This window comes from Amycolatopsis sp. GA6-003 (assembly GCF_046267895.1).
In the GTDB taxonomy this organism is placed as follows: Bacteria; Actinomycetota; Actinomycetes; order Mycobacteriales; family Pseudonocardiaceae; genus Amycolatopsis.
Genome location: NZ_CP176499.1, coordinates 4,851,999 through 4,870,398 on the forward strand (window position 1 = coordinate 4,851,999; position 18,400 = coordinate 4,870,398).

The 18,400-nt window shown below is 70.9% G+C and carries 16 protein-coding genes; 2 read left to right on the forward strand and 14 right to left on the reverse strand.

What is annotated here, in order from left to right; translation table 11 throughout:
* Positions 1-315 precede the first annotated feature (315 nt).
* Together F9C12_RS21690 and F9C12_RS21695 are read left to right on the forward strand one after the other, a co-directional pair.
* Positions 316-1,743 (forward strand): exopolysaccharide biosynthesis polyprenyl glycosylphosphotransferase, encoded by a 1,428-nt coding sequence (locus F9C12_RS21690; RefSeq protein ID WP_409461648.1) that lies wholly within the window; start codon positions 316-318, stop codon positions 1,741-1,743.
* Complete coding sequence (locus F9C12_RS21695; protein ID WP_409461649.1) at positions 1,725-3,008, forward strand: putative glycoside hydrolase family 15 protein; 1,284 nt, start codon at positions 1,725-1,727, stop codon at positions 3,006-3,008. The genes F9C12_RS21690 and F9C12_RS21695 overlap by 19 nt, the downstream gene beginning before the upstream one ends.
* On the opposite strand, the gene F9C12_RS21700 is transcribed toward F9C12_RS21695, so the two are convergent.
* The 14 genes from F9C12_RS21700 to F9C12_RS21765 all read right to left on the reverse strand — a co-directional run bounded on the left by F9C12_RS21700 (position 2,995) and on the right by F9C12_RS21765 (position 18,236).
* A complete protein-coding gene (locus F9C12_RS21700) occupies positions 2,995-4,116 on the reverse strand; it encodes a glycosyltransferase family 4 protein (protein ID WP_409461650.1) in 1,122 nt (373 codons plus the stop codon). The two genes, F9C12_RS21695 and F9C12_RS21700, sit on opposite strands and share 14 nt — an antisense overlap.
* Entirely contained in the window at positions 4,113-5,222 is a 1,110-nt protein-coding gene (locus F9C12_RS21705; RefSeq protein ID WP_409461651.1) for a glycosyltransferase, read from the reverse strand. Before F9C12_RS21705 ends, F9C12_RS21700 begins: the two co-directional genes overlap by 4 nt.
* A complete protein-coding gene (locus F9C12_RS21710) occupies positions 5,219-6,655 on the reverse strand; it encodes an oligosaccharide flippase family protein (protein WP_409461652.1) in 1,437 nt (478 codons plus the stop codon). The genes F9C12_RS21705 and F9C12_RS21710 overlap by 4 nt, the downstream gene beginning before the upstream one ends.
* On the reverse strand, positions 6,652-7,983 hold the full coding sequence (locus F9C12_RS21715) for a glycosyltransferase 87 family protein (protein WP_409461653.1): 1,332 nt from the start codon (positions 7,981-7,983) through the stop codon (positions 6,652-6,654). The genes F9C12_RS21710 and F9C12_RS21715 overlap by 4 nt, the downstream gene beginning before the upstream one ends.
* Positions 7,974-8,849, reverse strand: coding sequence for a hypothetical protein (locus F9C12_RS21720; protein ID WP_409461654.1), 876 nt, complete (start codon positions 8,847-8,849; stop codon positions 7,974-7,976). The genes F9C12_RS21715 and F9C12_RS21720 overlap by 10 nt, the downstream gene beginning before the upstream one ends.
* Entirely contained in the window at positions 8,846-9,913 is a 1,068-nt protein-coding gene (locus tag F9C12_RS21725; protein WP_409461655.1) for a glycosyltransferase, read from the reverse strand. The genes F9C12_RS21720 and F9C12_RS21725 overlap by 4 nt, the downstream gene beginning before the upstream one ends.
* Positions 9,888-11,123 carry an O-antigen ligase family protein gene (locus F9C12_RS21730; protein ID WP_409461656.1) on the reverse strand — a complete coding sequence of 412 codons (1,236 nt, stop codon included), beginning with the start codon at positions 11,121-11,123 and terminating at the stop codon, positions 9,888-9,890. Before F9C12_RS21730 ends, F9C12_RS21725 begins: the two co-directional genes overlap by 26 nt.
* Complete coding sequence (locus F9C12_RS21735) at positions 11,120-12,088, reverse strand: polysaccharide deacetylase family protein (RefSeq protein WP_409461657.1); 969 nt, start codon at positions 12,086-12,088, stop codon at positions 11,120-11,122. Before F9C12_RS21735 ends, F9C12_RS21730 begins: the two co-directional genes overlap by 4 nt.
* Complete coding sequence (locus F9C12_RS21740) at positions 12,085-12,924, reverse strand: hypothetical protein (RefSeq protein WP_409183725.1); 840 nt, start codon at positions 12,922-12,924, stop codon at positions 12,085-12,087. The genes F9C12_RS21735 and F9C12_RS21740 overlap by 4 nt, the downstream gene beginning before the upstream one ends.
* A 542-nt stretch (positions 12,925-13,466) precedes the next feature.
* Positions 13,467-13,817: a hypothetical protein gene (locus F9C12_RS21745; RefSeq protein WP_409183726.1), complete on the reverse strand. Its 351-nt coding sequence runs from the start codon at positions 13,815-13,817 to the stop codon at positions 13,467-13,469.
* Positions 13,818-14,111: 294 nt separating this feature from the next.
* Positions 14,112-15,062 (reverse strand): hypothetical protein, encoded by a 951-nt coding sequence (locus F9C12_RS21750; RefSeq protein WP_409467169.1) that lies wholly within the window; start codon positions 15,060-15,062, stop codon positions 14,112-14,114.
* A gap of 167 nt (positions 15,063-15,229) precedes the next feature.
* Positions 15,230-16,033 carry a hypothetical protein gene (locus F9C12_RS21755; RefSeq protein WP_409461658.1) on the reverse strand — a complete coding sequence of 268 codons (804 nt, stop codon included), beginning with the start codon at positions 16,031-16,033 and terminating at the stop codon, positions 15,230-15,232.
* Between the two features lie 776 nt (positions 16,034-16,809).
* Positions 16,810-17,763 (reverse strand): helix-turn-helix transcriptional regulator, encoded by a 954-nt coding sequence (locus tag F9C12_RS21760; RefSeq protein WP_409461659.1) that lies wholly within the window; start codon positions 17,761-17,763, stop codon positions 16,810-16,812.
* A 62-nt stretch (positions 17,764-17,825) separates the two neighbouring features.
* Positions 17,826-18,236, reverse strand: a complete 411-nt coding sequence (locus tag F9C12_RS21765; RefSeq protein ID WP_409461660.1) for an STAS domain-containing protein — start codon at positions 18,234-18,236, stop codon at positions 17,826-17,828.
* Positions 18,237-18,400 lie beyond the last annotated feature (164 nt).

Here is an 18,400-nt window from a genome sequence, read left to right on the forward strand (position 1 = left end):
AAACCCCTATCCGGTTCTCGGCGCGATACCGGCCGTCCGCCTTCGTTCGGCCGCCAGCTCATATTCGGCTATCTTGGTTGCTTTCTTGAGGGGCCCGCGAAATGCGCCGGGAAAGGAGCCACCGATCGATGTACACGCTGTTTCAGGCCCTCACCGGAATGGGGTTTTCCGGACCCCTCAATCGAGTGGTTTAGCGGGTTTTCCCCGCAAGAACCACTCGACGGAACCGAATGCACCCCTGACTGACGGGTTTAGCAGAGAGGGAAACGCGATGGCGATGAAACAATTTCGCGAACGCGAAGAAGGGCGACGCTGGTGACGGAACTGAAGACGCCGGTGCTGGCGCGCATCCCGTTCCAGCGCCGCGGCAGACCGGAAGGCCGGACTTCCGGCGCGGCCGGGAGCCGTCCGTTGCTGTCCCGCGTCAACGCCGTCGCGGTGTTGCTGGTCGCGGTTGATCTCGGCGCGCTTTTGCTGGCGATCATGCTCACCGATGCCGGTGTCCTGGATGTAGTGGCGGCCGGCCTGACGCTGTGGGGAGCACGGACCGCGGCGCGGGTGCACCGCCGTCGCCTGTGGCTGTCCTGGCTGCAGGATTTTCCGCGGTCAGCGGCCGCCTCGGGGGCGGCGTTCGCACTTCTCACCGGGATCACGCTGGTGGCGGGCCACCGCGGACCGGAGATGGCCGCGGCGCCGTCGCTGGTGCTGGTATTCGCCGTCGTCAGTGAATGCGCGCGGCCCTGGGTGTTCGCATTCGGGCGGTGGGGCCGCCGCCGGTTGCGGCGCTGCGACCGGGCCATCGTGGTGGGCGCGCCCCATTGCAGCAGCGACCTCATCAGCACCATGCTCCGGCATCCGGAGTTCGGCCTGCTGCCGGTCGGATTCGCCTCCTCGGACCCGGAAACCGGCCACGGGGAGATTCCGGTCGAACGGATCGGCGACGATCTCGCCGAGGCCATCACCCGGCTGGGCGTCGGCACCGTCGTGCTCGCGCACTCCCCCGCCAGCGACAACGCCGTCGTCGAAGCGGCCATCACCGCGCAGCGGCTCGGATGCGTCATCCTGGTGCTGCCCCGGCTGTTCCCGCTCGTGCCGGACGGCACCGGCACGGACCGGCTCCGCGGCTATCCGCTGGTGTGGCTGGCGGGCGCCCCGACCCGTCGGTTCAGCTGGCGGATCAAGCGGGTGCTCGAAACCGCGGTGGCCGCCCTCGCGCTCGTCGTCCTGGCTCCGGTCATCGCCCTGTGCGGGCTCGCCGTCGCGCTGGAGAGCGGATTCCCGGTCGTTTTCCGGCAAACCAGGGTCGGGGTCGACGGCCGGACCTTCGTGCTCTACAAGCTCCGCAGCGTACGGACGGCCGACGTCGACGATTCGGCGACGCGCTGGTCGGTGGCCGGCGATCGGCGGGTCGGTCCGGTCGGCAGGCTGCTGCGCCGGACCTCGCTGGACGAACTGCCGCAGCTGTGGAACGTCGTGCGCGGCGATATGGCGCTGATCGGGCCGCGCCCGGAGCGGCCGGTGTTCGTGGACGAGTTTTCCACGATTTACGACCTATACTGGGCGCGGCACCGGGTACCGACCGGGTTGACCGGTCTCGCGCAGGTCCACGGCCTGCGCGGGGACACGTCGATCGCGGAACGAGCCCGCTACGACAACTACTACATCGCCAACTGGTCCCTCTGGCTGGACCTCAAGATCGTCGTCCTCACCGTAGGAGAACTGTTGTGCCGAAGGCAATGCTGACCCGTGCGCATCGCCGGAGGGCGATCTTGGCGGCCGTGCTCGTGCTGGCCGCGGGAGGTCTGGCCGGATGCGCCGAAAGCGCGGCGCAGGTGACCTCGGCGCCCCCGCCGGAGCCGCTGGCGCCCTGCGCGTGGTGGTACGGCATCGGCCAGCCGCCCTCGCAAAACGCGCTGAAGCTGGCCGCGCAGCGCTACGAAGTGGTGGTGCTCAACGCGGACCAGGGCGCGGCGATGCGCAAGCTGCACGAACTCAACCCCCAGATCAAGGTCTTGGTGTACAAGGATCTTTCCAGCACCCGCAACTACCCCGGAGCGGTGGTCGACGGGAAGGACGCGCAGTTCCTGCCGACCGGCATCGGTTATGTCGCAGCACAACAACAGCATCCCGAATGGTTCGCGACCGACAATCACGGCAACCGGATCGAATGGCAGGGCTATCCCCGGCACTGGCAGATGACCGTCTGGGACCCGGCTTATCAGCAGGCCTGGAGTTCCGCGGTCGTCTCCGAGGTGCAGCAGCAGGGATGGGACGGAGTGCTGGCGGACAACGACTTCAACTCGCTGAGCCACTACTCCGCCGCGGTCCTCGCCGGAACTTCGAGCGCGAGCGAAACCGACCGGAAGCTGCGCGACGGCCTCGACGCTTTCCTCTCCCTGGTGGGAGACGCCTTCCAGAAAGCGGGCAAGGAGTTCGTCCCGAACGTGTCGGAGACCCACCTGACCCCGGGCCGGTGGACCGCGCACTCCCGGTTCGGCGGTGCGATGGAAGAGAACTTCGGCTTCCGCGAGGACGCCGGGAGCGGCGGCCTGCTCACCTTCCGGGGCAACGAGTTCCAGGAGATGCGAGCACAGGCCGCGCTCGGCGAGTCGCGGCTGCTCCTGGTCACCCGGACGCGATCCGAGCAACAGGACCGCGCGGGATACGCCAGCGCGGCCTTGCTCGCGGGTCCCCGGACGTGCTGGACGCCGGCCACGACCGACGACTACCGCAACCCCGAGTGGTCCCCTCTGCAAAACAGCGGTCTCGGCGAAGCCGTGGACGCCGCCGGGCGATTGGCCAACGGAGTCTGGACCCGGACGTTCACCAACGGCTGGGTCGCGGTGAACCCGACCTCGGCCACCCAGACCGTCACTCCTCCCCCCGGGCTCGTCGCCGCGGGCGAGCAGCGGCAATCGACGCCGTCCGCTTCGCCGACCTCATCGGCTCCACCCGCTCCGGTGCGGCTCGCGGCCGCCGACGGATTGGTGTTGGTCAAACCGAAATAACGCCCGATCGGGCGGCCAGCCCCGCGTACAGCTCCAGGTGGCGGCGCGCGCACGCGTCCGGGGTGTGCCGTTCCTGGGCTCGAGCCGCGAGCGCAGCGCCGATCCGGCCCGGTGCCGGATCGGCGAACAGCGCGCGGAGTCGTTCCGCGAGAGCGGATACGTTGCCCGGCGGGACGAGATAGCGGCAACCGTCCGGCCCGAGCAGGTCGGCGACACCGCCGGTGTCGGTGGCCACCACGGGCTTCCCGGCAGCCATCGCCTCCGCCACCACCAGCGGCTGTTGCTCCATAGTGGACGGAAGCACCAGCGCGTCCGCGTTCGCCAGCAACGTGGGGACGTCCGGGCGAAAGCCCAGAAAGGCGACCCGGCCGCGCAACGGAGGTGCCTGCGCGGCTCGTTCGGCCTCCGCGCGCTGCGGGCCGTCGCCCACGACGGTCAGCCGCGCTCCCGCGGGCAGCACTCCGGGCACGGCGAGTGCGGCGAGCAGGTCGAGGATTCCCTTGCGAGGCACCAGCAGGCCCACGAAAATCAGCTGCCGCACCGGCCCGGCCGGCGGGCTCGGCTCGGCTGGTTCGACGCAGTTGCCGATCCGGGCCAGGCGTCCGGCAGGCACCCGCAACCGGCGGCGCAGGAACTGTCCCATCGCCTCGGCGGGCACGATCGTGCGATCGAGCATTCGGGCGACAGCCGCGTCGCAGGCGAGCACCGCACGGGTGTACGCGGAGGGTCCAGCCGCACCCCGCGCGCCACGGAACCACGGTTCGGTCACGTCGTCGGGGACGCCGTGGTAGGTCTGCAGGAGAATCGGCCGCCGGCGAGCCCGGCGCAGACCGGCGAGCACGAGTCCCGCGCGCCGGTCCTGCGCGTGCACGATGTCGGGCTCCCACTCCCGGACCGCCCTACGGGCCCGCGCCGCGGCGGCGAGATTTTCCTTGTCCGCCACGGTAATCGGCTCGTGGTGCGCTCCGAGCGACTCGGCTCCGCGGGCCGGAACCGGGCCGAAAACCCGCACGTCGGCGTTCTGGGCGAGCAAGGCCGCGGCGAGCCGGACGGTGAGGTCGACCGGGCCGCCCCGGTCCTGGGTCAGCAGATAGGCGATGCGGGTCATCGGGTTCGCTCCGCGGGGGTGAGTTTGTCGACGAGCGCGGTGATCTGGTCGGTCATCCGGTGGCGGTCGAAGGAAAGCTCCGCACGCCGCCGTGCGCGCCGGCCTTCCCGCCGGGCCAGTTCCGGATCGGCGAGCCGGGTGGCCACGGCATCGGCCAGCAGGGCGAGGTCGCCGGGCGGCAGCACGGCTCCCGCGTCGGCGATGCTCTGGCGCATTCCGCCGACGTCGAAGGCGACCACCGGCCGGGCGCACGCCATCGCTTCCAGCGGCACCAGGGCCATGCCTTCGGCGCGAGAGGGAAGAACGACCACGTCGCCGGCCGTGTAGAACGCCGCCGGGTCGTCGGTGTGGCCCATCCACCGCACTGATTCGTGGGCGGCGACCGGATGCTGTTCCCGCCAGACCGGACCCATCGGTCCGTCGCCGACGAGGACGAGCTTCGCGTCCGGCACCCGCCGGAGCACCTCCGGCCAGGCCGACAGCAGCTGGTCCTGCCCTTTCAGCTCGGCGAGCCTGCCGAGACAGACGGCGATCGGGGTGTGCTGGGGCAGGTTGAGCTCGCGCCGGGCGGCGACGCGATCGCCGGGGGCGAACCAGACCGTGTCGACTCCGTTGCAGACGACTTCGGCGTTGGCGGTGATGCCCACGCGCTGTCCGGCCGCGAGTTCGTCGTCGCTGACGCACACGACGAGATCGGTCCAGCGGGAGGAGAGCCGCTCCCACGCCGCGGACATCCGCCGAAGCGGTCCCCGGGCGGTCTCGAAAGACCACAGATGCGGCTGGAACACCGTCGGACGGCTGCCGCGCAGGGCGAGCCGGCCCGCCAGCCCGGCTTTCGAGCTGTGCAGGTGCACCACGTCGGGTGCCAGGCCGGCCAGGAGCCGGTGCAGCCGCAGCGTTTCGGCGAGCACGCCCGGCCCGGGAGAACGGGTCGCGGTCCAGGCGCAGACTTCGATCCCGAGGTCGCGAGCGCGCTCGGCGAGCCAGCCCGAAGAGGGACATACCACCGTCACCGACCAGCCGCGATCCCGTTGCGCCACAGCGAGTTCCAGCACGACCACGGCGACCCCGGCGGATACCGGCTGGGAAACGTGTACCACCTTCACCGGTACCCGCCTCGGCGCAATGCGGCCAGTTCACCGCGCTGGAGGAGCAGCGTCGCCCCGGTGTAGCCAGCGACCAGCAGCACGGCTTCGGCGAGAGCGCCGGTCAGCGAGTCTCCAGCTCCGAAGACCCCGGCGTGGTCCAGCGCCAGCATGGGCACCGCGCTGACCGCAGCCGCGGCCAGCACCCGGAGCGCCATTCCCGCCAGTTCGCCCGAGGGCGGCGCGACCCCGTGTTTCCGCATTGCGGCCCAGGTAAGCGGGACGACCAGCCAGACCGCGCCGAACTGGACCGCCGCGACGGCGTCGATTCCCTTGTGGACAAACAGCGCCAGGCCCACCGTGAGCAGTGCCAGGTGGGTGCTTTCCAGTGCCAGGTACCGCCGGGCATTTCCCGTGGCTTTCACCGCTTGGTACCAGATCTGCAGCAGGCACAAGCCCATTCCGTAGCCAGCCAGCAGCAGAAGCGGGCCGGCCGAATCGCTCCAGCGCGCGCCCAGCAGCACGATCCGGTCGGAGAGGACGGCCAGCGCGAGATACAGGCCGCCGGTGACCACGAGCACCGCGCGGGTGAACCGCGTGACGGTTTCGGCCAGCGGAGCGCCTTCCCGCCACAACCTGGCCAGCAGCGGAAAGGCCACCGCCCCCAGCACGACCGCCACCATGATGTAGGGCACCCAAGCCAGCCGGTAAGCGAGTGAGTAGACCCCCACGGCGGCCGGGCCGAGCACGTGCCCGACCGCCAAGTAGTCCAGGTTGACGAGCAACGCCCCGACGACGGCTGCGGGTCCCACGACCGCGATCCAGCGCACGGCTTCCGCGGCCGCCGCGGCGTCCCAGCGCGGCCGTACGGCACCGCCGGCCAGCGCGCCCAGCAGCGGTTGCGCCACCGCCGTGCACACCAGGCCGATCACCAGCGCGGCCGGACCGACGCCGCTGAGGGCGAGGGCGATCGTGACCACCGCGCCCAGCACCGCGCTGCCGCCGTCGGGCAGCAGCCGCCGGCGGAAGTCCAGCTCGCGGTGCATCAGTCCCATTTGGACCCCGCCGACGGCCGAGAACGGCAGCCCGACCGCGGCCAGCCGGACCAGCCCGGCGGCCCCCGGGGTCCCGAGCAACGCGGTGATCGGGCCCGCGACGGCCACGAGCGCGGCGGCCAGCAGCACCCCGGCCGCCGCGCTCATCGTCAGCATGGTCCCGGCCATCCGCCGGGGATCCCGCCCGGTCCGGCTGATCACGTCGTAGACGCCGATCGACTGCACCACCTGACCGAGGTTGACCAGCGACACCGCCAAGGCGACCGCACCGAGCTGCGCTTCGGCCAGCACTGCGGCCAGCACCAGGGTGACCAGCATCTGGCTGCTCTTGCTGACCAGGTTCGCCGCGCCGAGCCACAGCGAACCCCGCACCGCCCGGGTTCCGAGCCCACTGCTCATCCGGTGCCTCCGGCTGGAACCCGCGCGCGCGTCAGGCGGACAGCGGCGAAGGCCACCAGGCACCAGGCCGCGACCACGGCGACGCCGTCGAGGGTGACCGCGGCCCGGGCGCCGAGCGCGGCCGCCACTGCCGAATCCACGAAATGCAGATGCGCGAACGGCACCGCCAGCGCCAGGACCCCGAGCAGAGCAGCATCCCGATGCGGCCGTCGCCGCGCGGCCACGGCCACCATCGCGGGCACGGCGATCAGCACGTCGCCGGGCTGATGCACCACACACACCACGACCGCGAGGCAGGTGAGCAGGTCGGCCACGGGGACCGCACCGACGCGGTCGAGCCGGCGCACGAGCACCGCGCTGAGCACCAGCACCCCGGCCAGCACGACCAGTTCTCCGCCGGACGGCGCCCAGCCGGTGAGACGGAACACCACAGCGGCCACGTCGATCCGTTGCGAGGTAAGGGAATCCACCGCGCCGTAGTCGGTCGCCTGTGCATGGGTGAGATTTCGCAGGACGACATCGAGAAACGGGCCGATGCCCCCGCCGCGGACGACCAGCAAGAGCACCACCGGCAGGCTCGCCAGCGCTGCCGCCGCGGTGCCGGCCACAGCCACCCGCCGAGAACCTCGCGCGAACAGCAGAACCGCCAGCGGGAAGCCGTACTGCGGTTTCAACCACGCGAACGCGAGGGCGGCGCTCGCCCAGCCCGGGGAGTCTTTCCGTGCCACGAGCGCGCCTGCCGCACCGAGCGCGACGAGCGGATTGATCTGGCCGACATAGAGCTGTGCTTTGCCGACCTGGCTGGTCACCAGCAAGGCGGCGACGACGATCGCCGTGGTCGCGAACGGAACGGGAACGAACCGCCGGACGGCGTGCGCGGCCACGGCCGCGAGCGCGCACAGCAGCAGCAAGTTGAGCACGGTGAAGGCCACCGCGCCGGTCCGGTACCCGGCCAGCGCGAACGGCGCGTGCAGCAGAAGGTGGTATGGCTGGTAGAGGTTGAAGTCCTGGCGTACTGGCCAGTGCGCGAACATCGTGGCGGGGTCGTAGGGATTGCCGCCGGCGAGGAACTCGCGGATGGGGAAGTAGAGCGCGTCGCGGAAATCCTGGAGCCGTTCCTCGGCCCGGTTCGCCGAGGTCGGCAGCGGAACCCGCCACGACGGCGCGAGCGCGTGCCAGGCACTGACCGAGCCGACCGCGACGGCGACGATCAGGATGGCTCGGTGCGCCACGCTCAGGGCGGCGGCGCGGTCGCGACCGGGAAGGCCGAACCGCGGCTTCCCCTCCGCCGCGCCGGCCGCGAGTTCGGTGCTGCGCCTCAGTTGCACGCCACCACCACCGCTACGAGGACCGCGCCGGCCGGCAGGACGCCGAGCGTCGCCGTGAGTTCCGTGTGCCGCTGGCTGTCCGCGACCGCCACCACCGCGGCGCTGCCTTCGTCCGTCTGGTCCTCCGGGAGCGCGGCCGCGAGCTTGGCCGCCGTTTCGGCGAGTTCCGGCGCGACCGGAACCACGCGCAGCGGCAGTCCGGCCGCGCGACCGAGCATGGCCAGCTGATCAGGCGTGGCCGGATCGCTGCCGCGCAGCACCGCGACCGGGCGATGGACACCGGCCGCGGCGAGCGCGCGGCGCACGGAAGCCGGGCCGCCGCGCGGCTGCGCCGCTCTCAGCCGACCGGCGACGACGATCGCGACCCCTGTCGCGACGGCGGCGACCAAGGCCAGCCCGGTCACCAGCGGCACGTCCGCGTCCACCGCGAGCACCTCGGGCCGCGGATCCAGCATGCGCAAGCGGGCCACGGGCGCGAGCAGATTGGCGTCGACCATCGCTTTGCCCAGCGCCTCCGCGATGGTGCTCGCTTGCTCCGCCAAGGGCGCCCGGACCGACACCCGCGCCAGTCCGGACGCCGGCACCAGCTCGACCGAGATCCGGGGACCGAGCTCGTCCGGGGAGTACCCGGAACCCGGCGCGACCGACCGCAACACCGAAGGACTTCGCGCGAGTTCGACCACCGCGGGCATCGCCAGGGAAACGACTTCGCCGTACTGCCCGCTGGTCTGGTCCACTGGTTCGGCCAGCAGGCATACCCGGCCCTGATAGGTGCCGCCGCGCAGCAGGCCGACAAGCAAGACTGCCAACCCCACGATGAGCGCGCCCGCGACCGCGACCGCCGTCGAGCGGGAAAACTTCGTCACCGCGTGCCTCCGAGAGAGGTGCGCAGCAGTTCGTCATAGGCTTTCATGAACGGGTGCGGGTCGTACTCGCGCTCGATGGTGCGCAGTGCCTCGGCGGCGGCGAGCGCCCGGGCGGCGGGATCGAACAACAGCTCGTTGAGCGCCTCGGCGACAGCAACCGGGTCGTCGGGCGGGACCACCCGCCCGCCTCCGCCGGAAAGCACGCCGCGGACGCCGCCGACGTCGGTCGCGACGACCGGCCGGGCGGCGGCCATCGATTCGAGGACGGCGAGCGGCAGGCCTTCCCAGTCGCTGGTCAGCACCGTGAGGTCGGCGGCCGCGAGCAGATCGGCCACGTCTTGGCGAGTGCCGAGAAACCGGACCCGGCCGTCGAACGCCTCGGCGCGGCGCTCGAGTTCGGCGCGCAGACTCCCTTCGCCGGCCAGCCACAGAACCGCGTCGCCGTCGAGTCGCGCCCAGGAATCGAGCAGCACGTCATGGCGTTTCTGCGGTTCCAGCCGGGCGAGGCAGAGCGCGACCGGTACGTCGTCGGCCACCCCCAGCGCCGCCCGCGTCTCCGCCCGCCCGAAGACCGGAGGCTGCGCGAAGACCGCGTTGCGGATTTCCACCGGGGTGTCCACGCCTGCTTCGGCGAGCCGGGCAGCCGTGGCCGGGGAAACGGCGACGACCCGGTCGGAGGTGTACCGCAGAATCCGGGCGGCCGCAGGGAAATCCTTGTCGGCGACGCCGTGGAACACGGTCAGCAACGGCGCTCGCTTGGGCAGCAGTGCCAAGCGGGAAACCAGGCTCGCCCCGACGTTGTGGGCCAGCACGAGGTCCGGCCGGAACCGGGCCGACGCCGTACGCACCGCGGCGGCGGCCCGCAGCACACCGAGCTTGCTGCGGCGCGCGAGCGGAACCGGGAACGTCTCCACGCCGGCCACGGCCAGGCCGTCGGCCCGGAAGCCGCCGCCGCTGGCGACCGCCGACACCCAGCCGTACTCCTGGCCGCGGACCGCCATGCCCGCGACGAGTGTCTCGGCCCCGCCGGCTCCCATCTCACTGATCACGTGCAGGACACGCATCGGCACCAGCCTTTCCGGTTCGGATTCCGGCCGCGACGCCGAGCGCGGCGAGCGACCACAACGGCAGGTAGTACTGCTCGGACAGAAACGCGGAAGCCACCAGCACGGCGAGCAGGGCGGCCTGGAGCACGATCGCCTCCGTCCGCGCGGGGCTCGGGCGCTCGGCGCACCGGACCGCCCGCTCGCTGCCGAGCACGGCGACGCCGATCACCCCGGCGAACAACGCGAACCCGGGCAGGCCGAGTTCGGCCGCCACCTCGAGATACATGTTGTGCGCCACCGGGGTCTGCTCGTCGATCTCGGCGTTGTGCGAGGCGGCGGCGTACTGCGTGCGGAAGGAACCCGGGCCGACGCCCAGCACCGGATGCGCCGCCACCATCCGGGCCGCGGCCTGCCAGCGCAGCTCCCGAGTGTCCACATTGGTCGCGGCGATGAACGTCTTCTCCTGCACGGCCCGCTCCAGCTGCGGTCCGGCGAACAGCAGCGCGCCCAGGCCCAGCACGACGACCGAACCTGCGGCCGCGGCGAGCACTCGCCACGGAAGCACGCGGCGCACCAGCAACCAGGCCAGCGCGGCAGCCAAGGCAAGGGCGCCGCCCCGGGAGAAAGTCGCGACCGCACCGCCCACCAGAACGGTCCCGGCGAGCGTGCTCGCGAAAAAGCGCGAACGCGAAACGCGCGGGGTCAGAAAGAGCAGAGGAACCGCGGCCACGAGGAAATAGGCCAGATCGTTCGGGTCGGGCTGCGGGCCGCTGGCTCGCGTATTCCCCTCCACGATCAGGCTGTACAACGCACCGGCACCCGCCACCGTCGCCCCCGCGGCCATCGCGAGCAGCAGCCCGCGAATGGGAACCTCGCGCCCGCCGATATCCGCCAGCACCGCGGTGACCAGGAGGAACGGAAACCAGCGCACGGCGTACTCGACGGTGAACACCTCCGCCGAGTGGACCGCCGCGGTGGTCGCCACGACCGCACCGAGCAGGGCGAGCACCACCTGCAGCGGCGTCAGCCGGGGAAGCGTCCGGTGCCGGATCCGGAGCACCAGCCACCCGGCGATCAGCAACGCGGGAGCGACCTTGCCCACCTGCGGATGCACGGCCGCCAGGTAACCCTCGACCGGCGCCAGAGCCATGGTCGCGTACGCGACCACCCGAAGCGCTGCTGCGAGCGGGTCGCGCTCGGCAGGCAGGACGACGGTGAACGCGTTCATCTTCCCCGGTCCAGCCGGGCGGTCGAGCGCTCGCGCCGCACCACGCTTCGGCGGACGTACTCCCCGGTGCCGACGACCTCGAACTGTTCGCGCATCGTACGCAGCGCCCAGCGCACCAGGGCGGTCTTCCGGCTTCCCCCCGCCATTCCGGGAAAGAACTCCATCCCGGGCGCCTCTTTGCCCTCGAGAACATCCGTCGGATGCAGCAGCAGGGACGGGGTGACCCCACGGGCGAGACAGAGCCGCAGCGCGGTGCGGAAATACCCGCGAGCCAGCCGCGGGGAGACCTCGTGGAGCTGGACGAGATAGGCACCGTGGATCGGGGTGCGCAGCAAGGGCATGGTCGTCACCGGAAGCTCGACCAGCGCGTTGCCTTCGGCCGTTCGCCAGCGATACGGGTGCACCGGCGCGAGCACCCGCGAGAACCCGCCGAACAGCTCGCCGCGGCCGTCGTCCCGGGCCGCCGCGGGCACGCCGCGGTTGTGGTAAGCGCGGGCCAGCGGGCCGATCCAGGTCGGCAGCGTGCTGGCGTCGTAGGAATAGCCGCGTTCGAGCAGCAGCTCGACGAGGTCTCGGGTGACGCTGTAACCGGGCCCGCGGAAGCCGGAGGGTTTCGGCACGCCCGCCGACACGATCGCGTCCTCGGCCCGGCTCAGCTCGTCGGCGAGCCGGTCGCGGGAGTACCGGTGCAGCCAGGGCTCGTGGCCGAAGGAATGGTTGGCGATCTCGTGTCCGGCCGCGGCGAACTCGTTGACCGCCTTGGCCCCGTCTTCGCGGACGGCGTCGGCGCCCACCACGAACACCGTCGCCTTCAGGTGCTGCTCGCCGAGGACGTCGAGCAGCCGGGGCACGGCCGCCGGAAGGAAACTGGGGCGGTCCCGCCAACCGGGATCGCCGTGGGTCTTGAGGTACGCCCACAGGTTGTCCAGATCCACCGAAACGGTCGCCAGCGGCCGGCCGGTCATGCGGTTTCCCCGGCGACGCGCCCGGTCCGCGCGGCGGCCCGGCTTTGCGAACCCAGCAGCAGCACCCCGGCCACCACGACGACGAGACCGAGAGCGACCCAGGGACCGCCGCCGTCGACCACCCGATCGCCCAGCACGGCGATGCCGGTGACGGCGGACAGCACGATCGTGGTCGCGTCCGCCGTGGCCACCACCGCCGCGGCCGGGCCGCGTTGAAGCGCGACGGCCATCGACGCCTGGCCGAGGACCGCCCCCGCGAGCACCAGCCAGGTGAGCGGATTCGTGGGCAACGACAACAGATCCCGATGGGCCAGCGTGCGGCTCGCCACCGCCACGACAGCGAACGACAATCCGGACAGGACCGCCGGCGCCGTGAACGTCGCGGTCCGGCCCGCCGGGATCATCGCCAACCCGATGCCCACGACAGTCCCGGCCACGACGATGATCCCGCCCAGACCGAGGTCTCCGGCTGTCGAGGGCGCCGAAACCCCGGCCAGCAGAACCAATCCCGCGGCGAGCAGCACCAGCGTCAGCACTTCCGCGGTCCGGATCCGCCATCCGAGAACCAGCACCCCGAAGACGGTGGCCAGGCCGATCGCCGAGGACGAAGCGGTCTGCACCAGGTAGAGCGGCAGCGAGGCGCGGGCGAAGAAAGCGAGCGCGAAGCCGCCGGCCTGACCGGCGAAGCCTGCGAGGTAGAGCGGATCGGTCGCCAACCGGGCGAGCAGTCCGACACCGGCTCCGGACGAACCGCCGGCGCGGCGGGCCGCGACGCTTTGCGCGACGATTCCCACCGCGTACAGCACGGCAGCGGCCACCAGTATCTGATAACCCACTACGCATGACTCCTTATCCGCATACCGCCTGACCGGAGGTGACCGGTCGCCGCGATGCCGAGAAGCACATTCCGGGAACAGGAAACGGGTGTCACGCTCGAGCGAAGGGGTCTGGTCGTGCGTTGAGAACCGGACTGCCTTCGCGAGACTGTGCACACCAGATCAGGATGCTGCTTCGCTCAAGCACGGAAAACGGCAACCGCGCGGAAGCCAGTCCCCCGACCCGCTCCTTGGCGATTGCCGCACCGCGCAAGCTTTGTCCACAGTGGATTGTCTTTGCGTTCGACGCGGCCATCGGCACAAGCGAACGCACGGCACGGACGGGGGCTCCGGCCGCGTGCCCGGTCGCGCCGGGCGGGGTTGGCGCACCCCAACACTGGCACACCAACCCCACCCGCGTCGACGCGGTCGTGACTGTCCGGCAGGCTCGGACGGCTCGGGCAGCCGAGCCTTGGCCCGGTTCCGAGCCGCCGAAGCACCTGCACCGCTGAATCCCAGGCTCCGGCCGGTCCGCCCACCACGGCCCGGCCGGGCGCGCGGGCTCAGCCGTGCTGGATGCTGCCGCCGTCGACCGTGCTGCCCGACGCGCAGTTGTACGGAGAGATGCCCTGCGCGGAGTTCTCGCCCGGCGAAAGGACCGGCACGCCGATGCCGTCCAGCGAGTCGCGGATCGGGACCTGCACGCCGAGAACGTTGACGTCGTTGCCGCAGACGCCGAGGGTGCCGTTGACGTTGTGCAGCACGTCGGTGTTGCTCAGGTTCACCAAGCCGACCTGGCCGTCCCGGCCGTGGTGGTGGTGGTGCTCGTCCGGGGTGCCGGCCGAGGCGATCCCGCCGAAGAGCAGGGCGCCGGCGGCCATCGCGGTGGTCAGGAAACCGATTTTCTTCAACATGAGGCTACTCCTGGAGACTGAGAGATTGGCAAGGAATGGTGATGCTTTCTCACCAGAGCGTTCCGGAACGCTGCGCGCAATAAGTAATTTATCGTTGCCCGGCAGCAATTTCCACTTGGTTCCACTATCGTGTTAACTGAAATTTGGAAATCGGGATTCCCCGGCCGCACGGGAAGAAGCCCATGCCAAAAAGCCCTGTGGGTCAGGGCGGTTCGAATTCCGGGGTAATCGCACCGCTCGGGAAGGGGTCGGAAGCAACTGTTCTCCGACCCCTTCCCGGGCGTCAACGGGCGGTCATTTGCGGACGAGCCCACTCAGCCGGGCCGCGAGTTTCTGCACTGCCGACTGCGGGGTCACCTCGTCGCCGGAAAAGGGGGAAGTGCCCCCGTCGAGCGGCATTCGCTGCAGCTGCGGCACCAGCGGCAGCTTCACGCTGTCCGGCCGGTTCAGCAGCCGCGTGGGCAGCACCGAGTCAATGAGCGGCAGTTGTCCCAGCAACGGAATACCGGCCAGCGGCGAACCCTGGTTCGGAACGTCCGCCCGGCCCCCGCGGCCGGGAACCGCGGCCGAGGGGATGCCCGGCATCGGGGACATCGCCGGGGTCCGGGGCAGCTGCGGCGTCTGGGGGGTCACTGGCCGCACCGGCGCGACCGGAGCAGCCGGAGCGACGGGTACGTTGGGCACATTCGCCAGGTGCCCCTCGCCGGGAGCGTCGGGCGTGGTGCTCACCCCTCCGTGCAGGGGCAGCGGCAGGGCCGGGAGATCACCGTTGACGGGGGTGATCGTGGCGCCCGCCGGCCGCGGCACCGAGTTCTGCAGTTCGGTGAGCAGCGGAAGGGTGGGCAGATCGGTGACCTTCAGTTCGTTCCCGACCGGGGCGTTGATTTCCGGCTCGTCGAAACTCGCGCTGGCCGCCGGCGAGGACCGCAGCAGCTGTGCCGGCACGGTGAACACCGACGAGGCGGACTGCGGGGTCAGCACCCCGTTGGACATGGCCTGGACCTTCGGCACCACCTCGCGCACCGCGGAAGGCACCGAGGCGGCCTTGTCGAGGTGCGCGGGAGCCAGCTGCTGAAGCCGCTCGGCCAGGCTGGCGACCGCGGCCGGGTCGGCGTGCAGATCCAGCGGCGAGGCGGGGAGGTCGGGGTTGACGTTTTCGTCCGCCGACGCGATCCCGGTCCCGAGCATCAGCAGGCCGCCGGCGACGAGGGCCGCCCGCAGACCGAGCTTCGTCCAATTACGCATGAGAAATACTCCTTAGAAATCAGTGGAATCTTCAGAAAAAAGGCACTTGCACAACGCGCGGCAAGAGTCCACGCGGCGCGAAAAGGGAATCAAGGGGCATCCGGCCAGCAAGCCAGGAAGGCGCGGGCTGATCCGCCGAATCGCCGTCCCGGTGCGGAAAGCGCGCTTCAGTCTGGCGTTACGCCAGGCTGGCAGGCAGTATTCGCCACCGAGCGATGGGCCGCGGGGCGGCGGATTTCGGCTCGAGACTGGTGGCGCGCCGGGTTGCCCGACAGAGTCGCGCCGCAACCGTCATTACCGCCGTGCGCAGCCGTCACCGTGGCGGTCGAACCGGCGCTCGGAGACGGCGGCAGAGGCAGGGGCAGCGGCAGCTGTCCGTGCCGCGCGCCGGTTTCGCGCTCGACTTCCGCGGGTGACCGAACGTCACCCCGGTCCGCCGGGCTGGCCTCGGGCGCGGAACGCTCAGGAATGGCCGTGCCGACCGTGGTGGCGCCCTCGACAATGTCCGGTGCCGCGGCCGCGGCACCGTCGCCGCGCACCGCAGGACGGTCCACAGTGGACACCGGGTCGACCGGAGCCGACATGGTTTGCGCGGCACGCCGGGGCATCGACTCGGTTTCGTCGCCCAGCAATCCCTTGGCGGTCGCCTTCAGCACGCCGCTGGTGACGGAAAGAGCCTGGCCGGGAACATCGTGTGCGGCCTGGGAACGCTGAACCCGCGCCGCGGCGGTGAGCAAGCGGCGCACCGGCCGGGCGACGTCGTGGACCACCTCGTCGAGCCGACCGAGCTCGCCCGCAACCGGGCCCGGGTCGACCGCGGACAGCACCGTCGCCGCCGGCGCACCGGCAGTACCCGGCCCGATCAGGCCAGGCGGCAGCAGGGTGTCCGCACCGGCCGTGCCGCCGGCGACCGCCCATGCCACCGCCGTGGCCGCGACCGCGCCACCGACGACGACGAGCGCGCGCAGCAAGAAGCGACTGACACCCGTGGTGTGCCGTGCTTGCTTCCGCACTCTCTTCACCGCCCCGGATCTCGCCGATCCTTTGTCCAGCCGACGAACGTTCCCGCTCGGCCGGTGCAATACCCGCACCGGAACCCTGCTGATGCGGCAACATATAACCACACCCGGCGCTTACCGCCGCGCACACTCCTTGCGCTTTATCGCTATTGCGCGGACCGATTCGACCCTGGCAATACCCGCGTTTTCCGCGCTGACCAGGCAAAACCGGTCGAAGGAATATTCCCCGACACCACGGTGCCACGCGCACTGCCGCTGCCATGCACAAATAGCGCCACCTGTCAGCAATTCACCCGACCTAGTTACCAGCAAGGAAGAAATAGCGGATTCTCGGAACACACCTGAGTGAAACAATGCGAACCCACCGCCCGGCGGCGAGTCCCGGACCCGACGTCAGGCCCTTCCCCTCGCAGGGCGGATAGCGATAGTCTCGGGAGGATGAGGCCGCGCGCGGGACATGCGGCACGCGCCGTGGCGACGGGCGCGACAAAGCAGCCCCCTCGCGTCCAGCCTGAACTAATCCGCGAACCCGGCACAGGGCTGCCAACGGCACTTCACGACGTCCCGCAGCGCCTTCTCCGTCGTGGCAACACGGCCGAGGCACCCGGAATAACCGCAAATGTGCCCGCCCTCTGCGTCAACTGATCCCGGCGGACACTCCGGCATTTACCAGAGCTTGTTGTCCCCGGATTCGCCCGGCCAGCTGCCGGACCGACCATCCCTCGCGGTCACGCATCCCCTTGCAGAGCCTGCGAAGGCAGCTCCCCATAAGCAGCCCGGTAATGCGCCGTAAACGCACTGGGCCGCGTATACCCCCATCGCGCCGCGACCTGAGTCACCGTCGTTGAACCGGGCGCGGCCGCGCGCAGTTCAGCCCGCGCATGGTCGAGACGCACGCGTCGCAGGTAAGCCATCGGCGTCGTGTCGAGGTGCCGTCGAAACGCCAGCTGCACCGCACGTGCCGAGACTCCCGCTGCTTGGGCCAGTTCGGTCGCCGTGAGGTCGCGGTCCGGGTTGGCTTCGAGATACGCGATGGCGCGGCGCAAGGCCTGCGGGTGGGCGTCGAGGTCGGTGCCGGCGCGTTCGTCCAGTGCGGTGGTGGGGAAAGCCGCGAGCACGGCGGCCGCGAGGTGCTGGCTCGCGGTGCTGGCCAGCAGCGGGTGCTCGGCGATGTCCGGGGCGGCCAGGACCTGGTCCCGCAGGTAGGTGGTTGCGGCCCGGAGGTGCTGGGCGCCCGCGGGGGAAATCGGTTTGTGGTCCAGCAATCGTACTGGCTGCTGAGTCCCGGCGACGCGGGTCAGCAGGTCCGGGTCGAGCATGGTGATGGTGTAGCGCGCCCGGCAGATCCGGCCGGAGTACGGGCGGTCGGGCGGGGCGAAGGAGAACAGGTCGCCGGGGGCGAAATCGGCGGGTTCGGCCCATCCGTCGACCTGGTGGTCCTCGATGGTGCCGGCTTCGATGTCGCAGAGGCAGATCCGGCCTAGCGGGTCGACGTCGTAGCTCATGTCGAAGTGCAGGTCGAGCTTGTCGGCGCTCACGGTGTCCGAGGCCACGCGGGTGATGTGGGCGCCTGCGTCGCGGCTGCCGCTGCCGATTCGCATCGGGGCGTAGGAGCTGCTGAGGAAAGCTTCGGTGCGCTCCAGGTCGTCGCTGTCGAACACCACGCGTCCAGGAGCGGACATACGTCGGCGGCCCTTCGTCCACGCCGGCTCCCAACGGCCGGCACCGTACAAGGACCCCCCGGTTACCCGCTTGCGCCGAGCGCCAAACCACCCCCGGCGTACCCCAGCTGGGCGCACGCGTCGTCGATGGTGCCGGCGAGACGGAGCATGACATCGACCCGGGCGACGCGCAGCGGGCGCAGCACGGCCCGGTTGCCGCCGGTGACCACGATCAGCTTCTGCTTGCGGACGTGAGCGGCGCGGTGGGTGTCGATCATCAGCGACATCCCGACGACGGCCATGAAGTCCAGGCCGGTGCAGTCGAGCACGATGTCACGGCCGGTCCGCAGCTGCGTGGCCAGCACTTCGGCCAGGTCGCCCGCGGTGGCCAGGTCCAGCGCGCCGCGCAGTCTCACCAGTACCAGGGAGCCGACGGCCCCGCATCGGATCGCCAGGTCGCCAGGGCGCAGCGCCCGGTCGGTTGTCTCGGACATCAGCGGAGTTCTCCCTGTCGTCTGTGGCCAACGCCGCAAGGGGAATCTGCTCCCGAAGACACCGCTGAATCTCACTGCTCGGTTCCGGCCTCTCCGCGCCGGAAGGTGGGCTTTACTCCACCGTGCAGCGTGTGGCGGAAACGGTCTAGCCGCGTAACCGAACT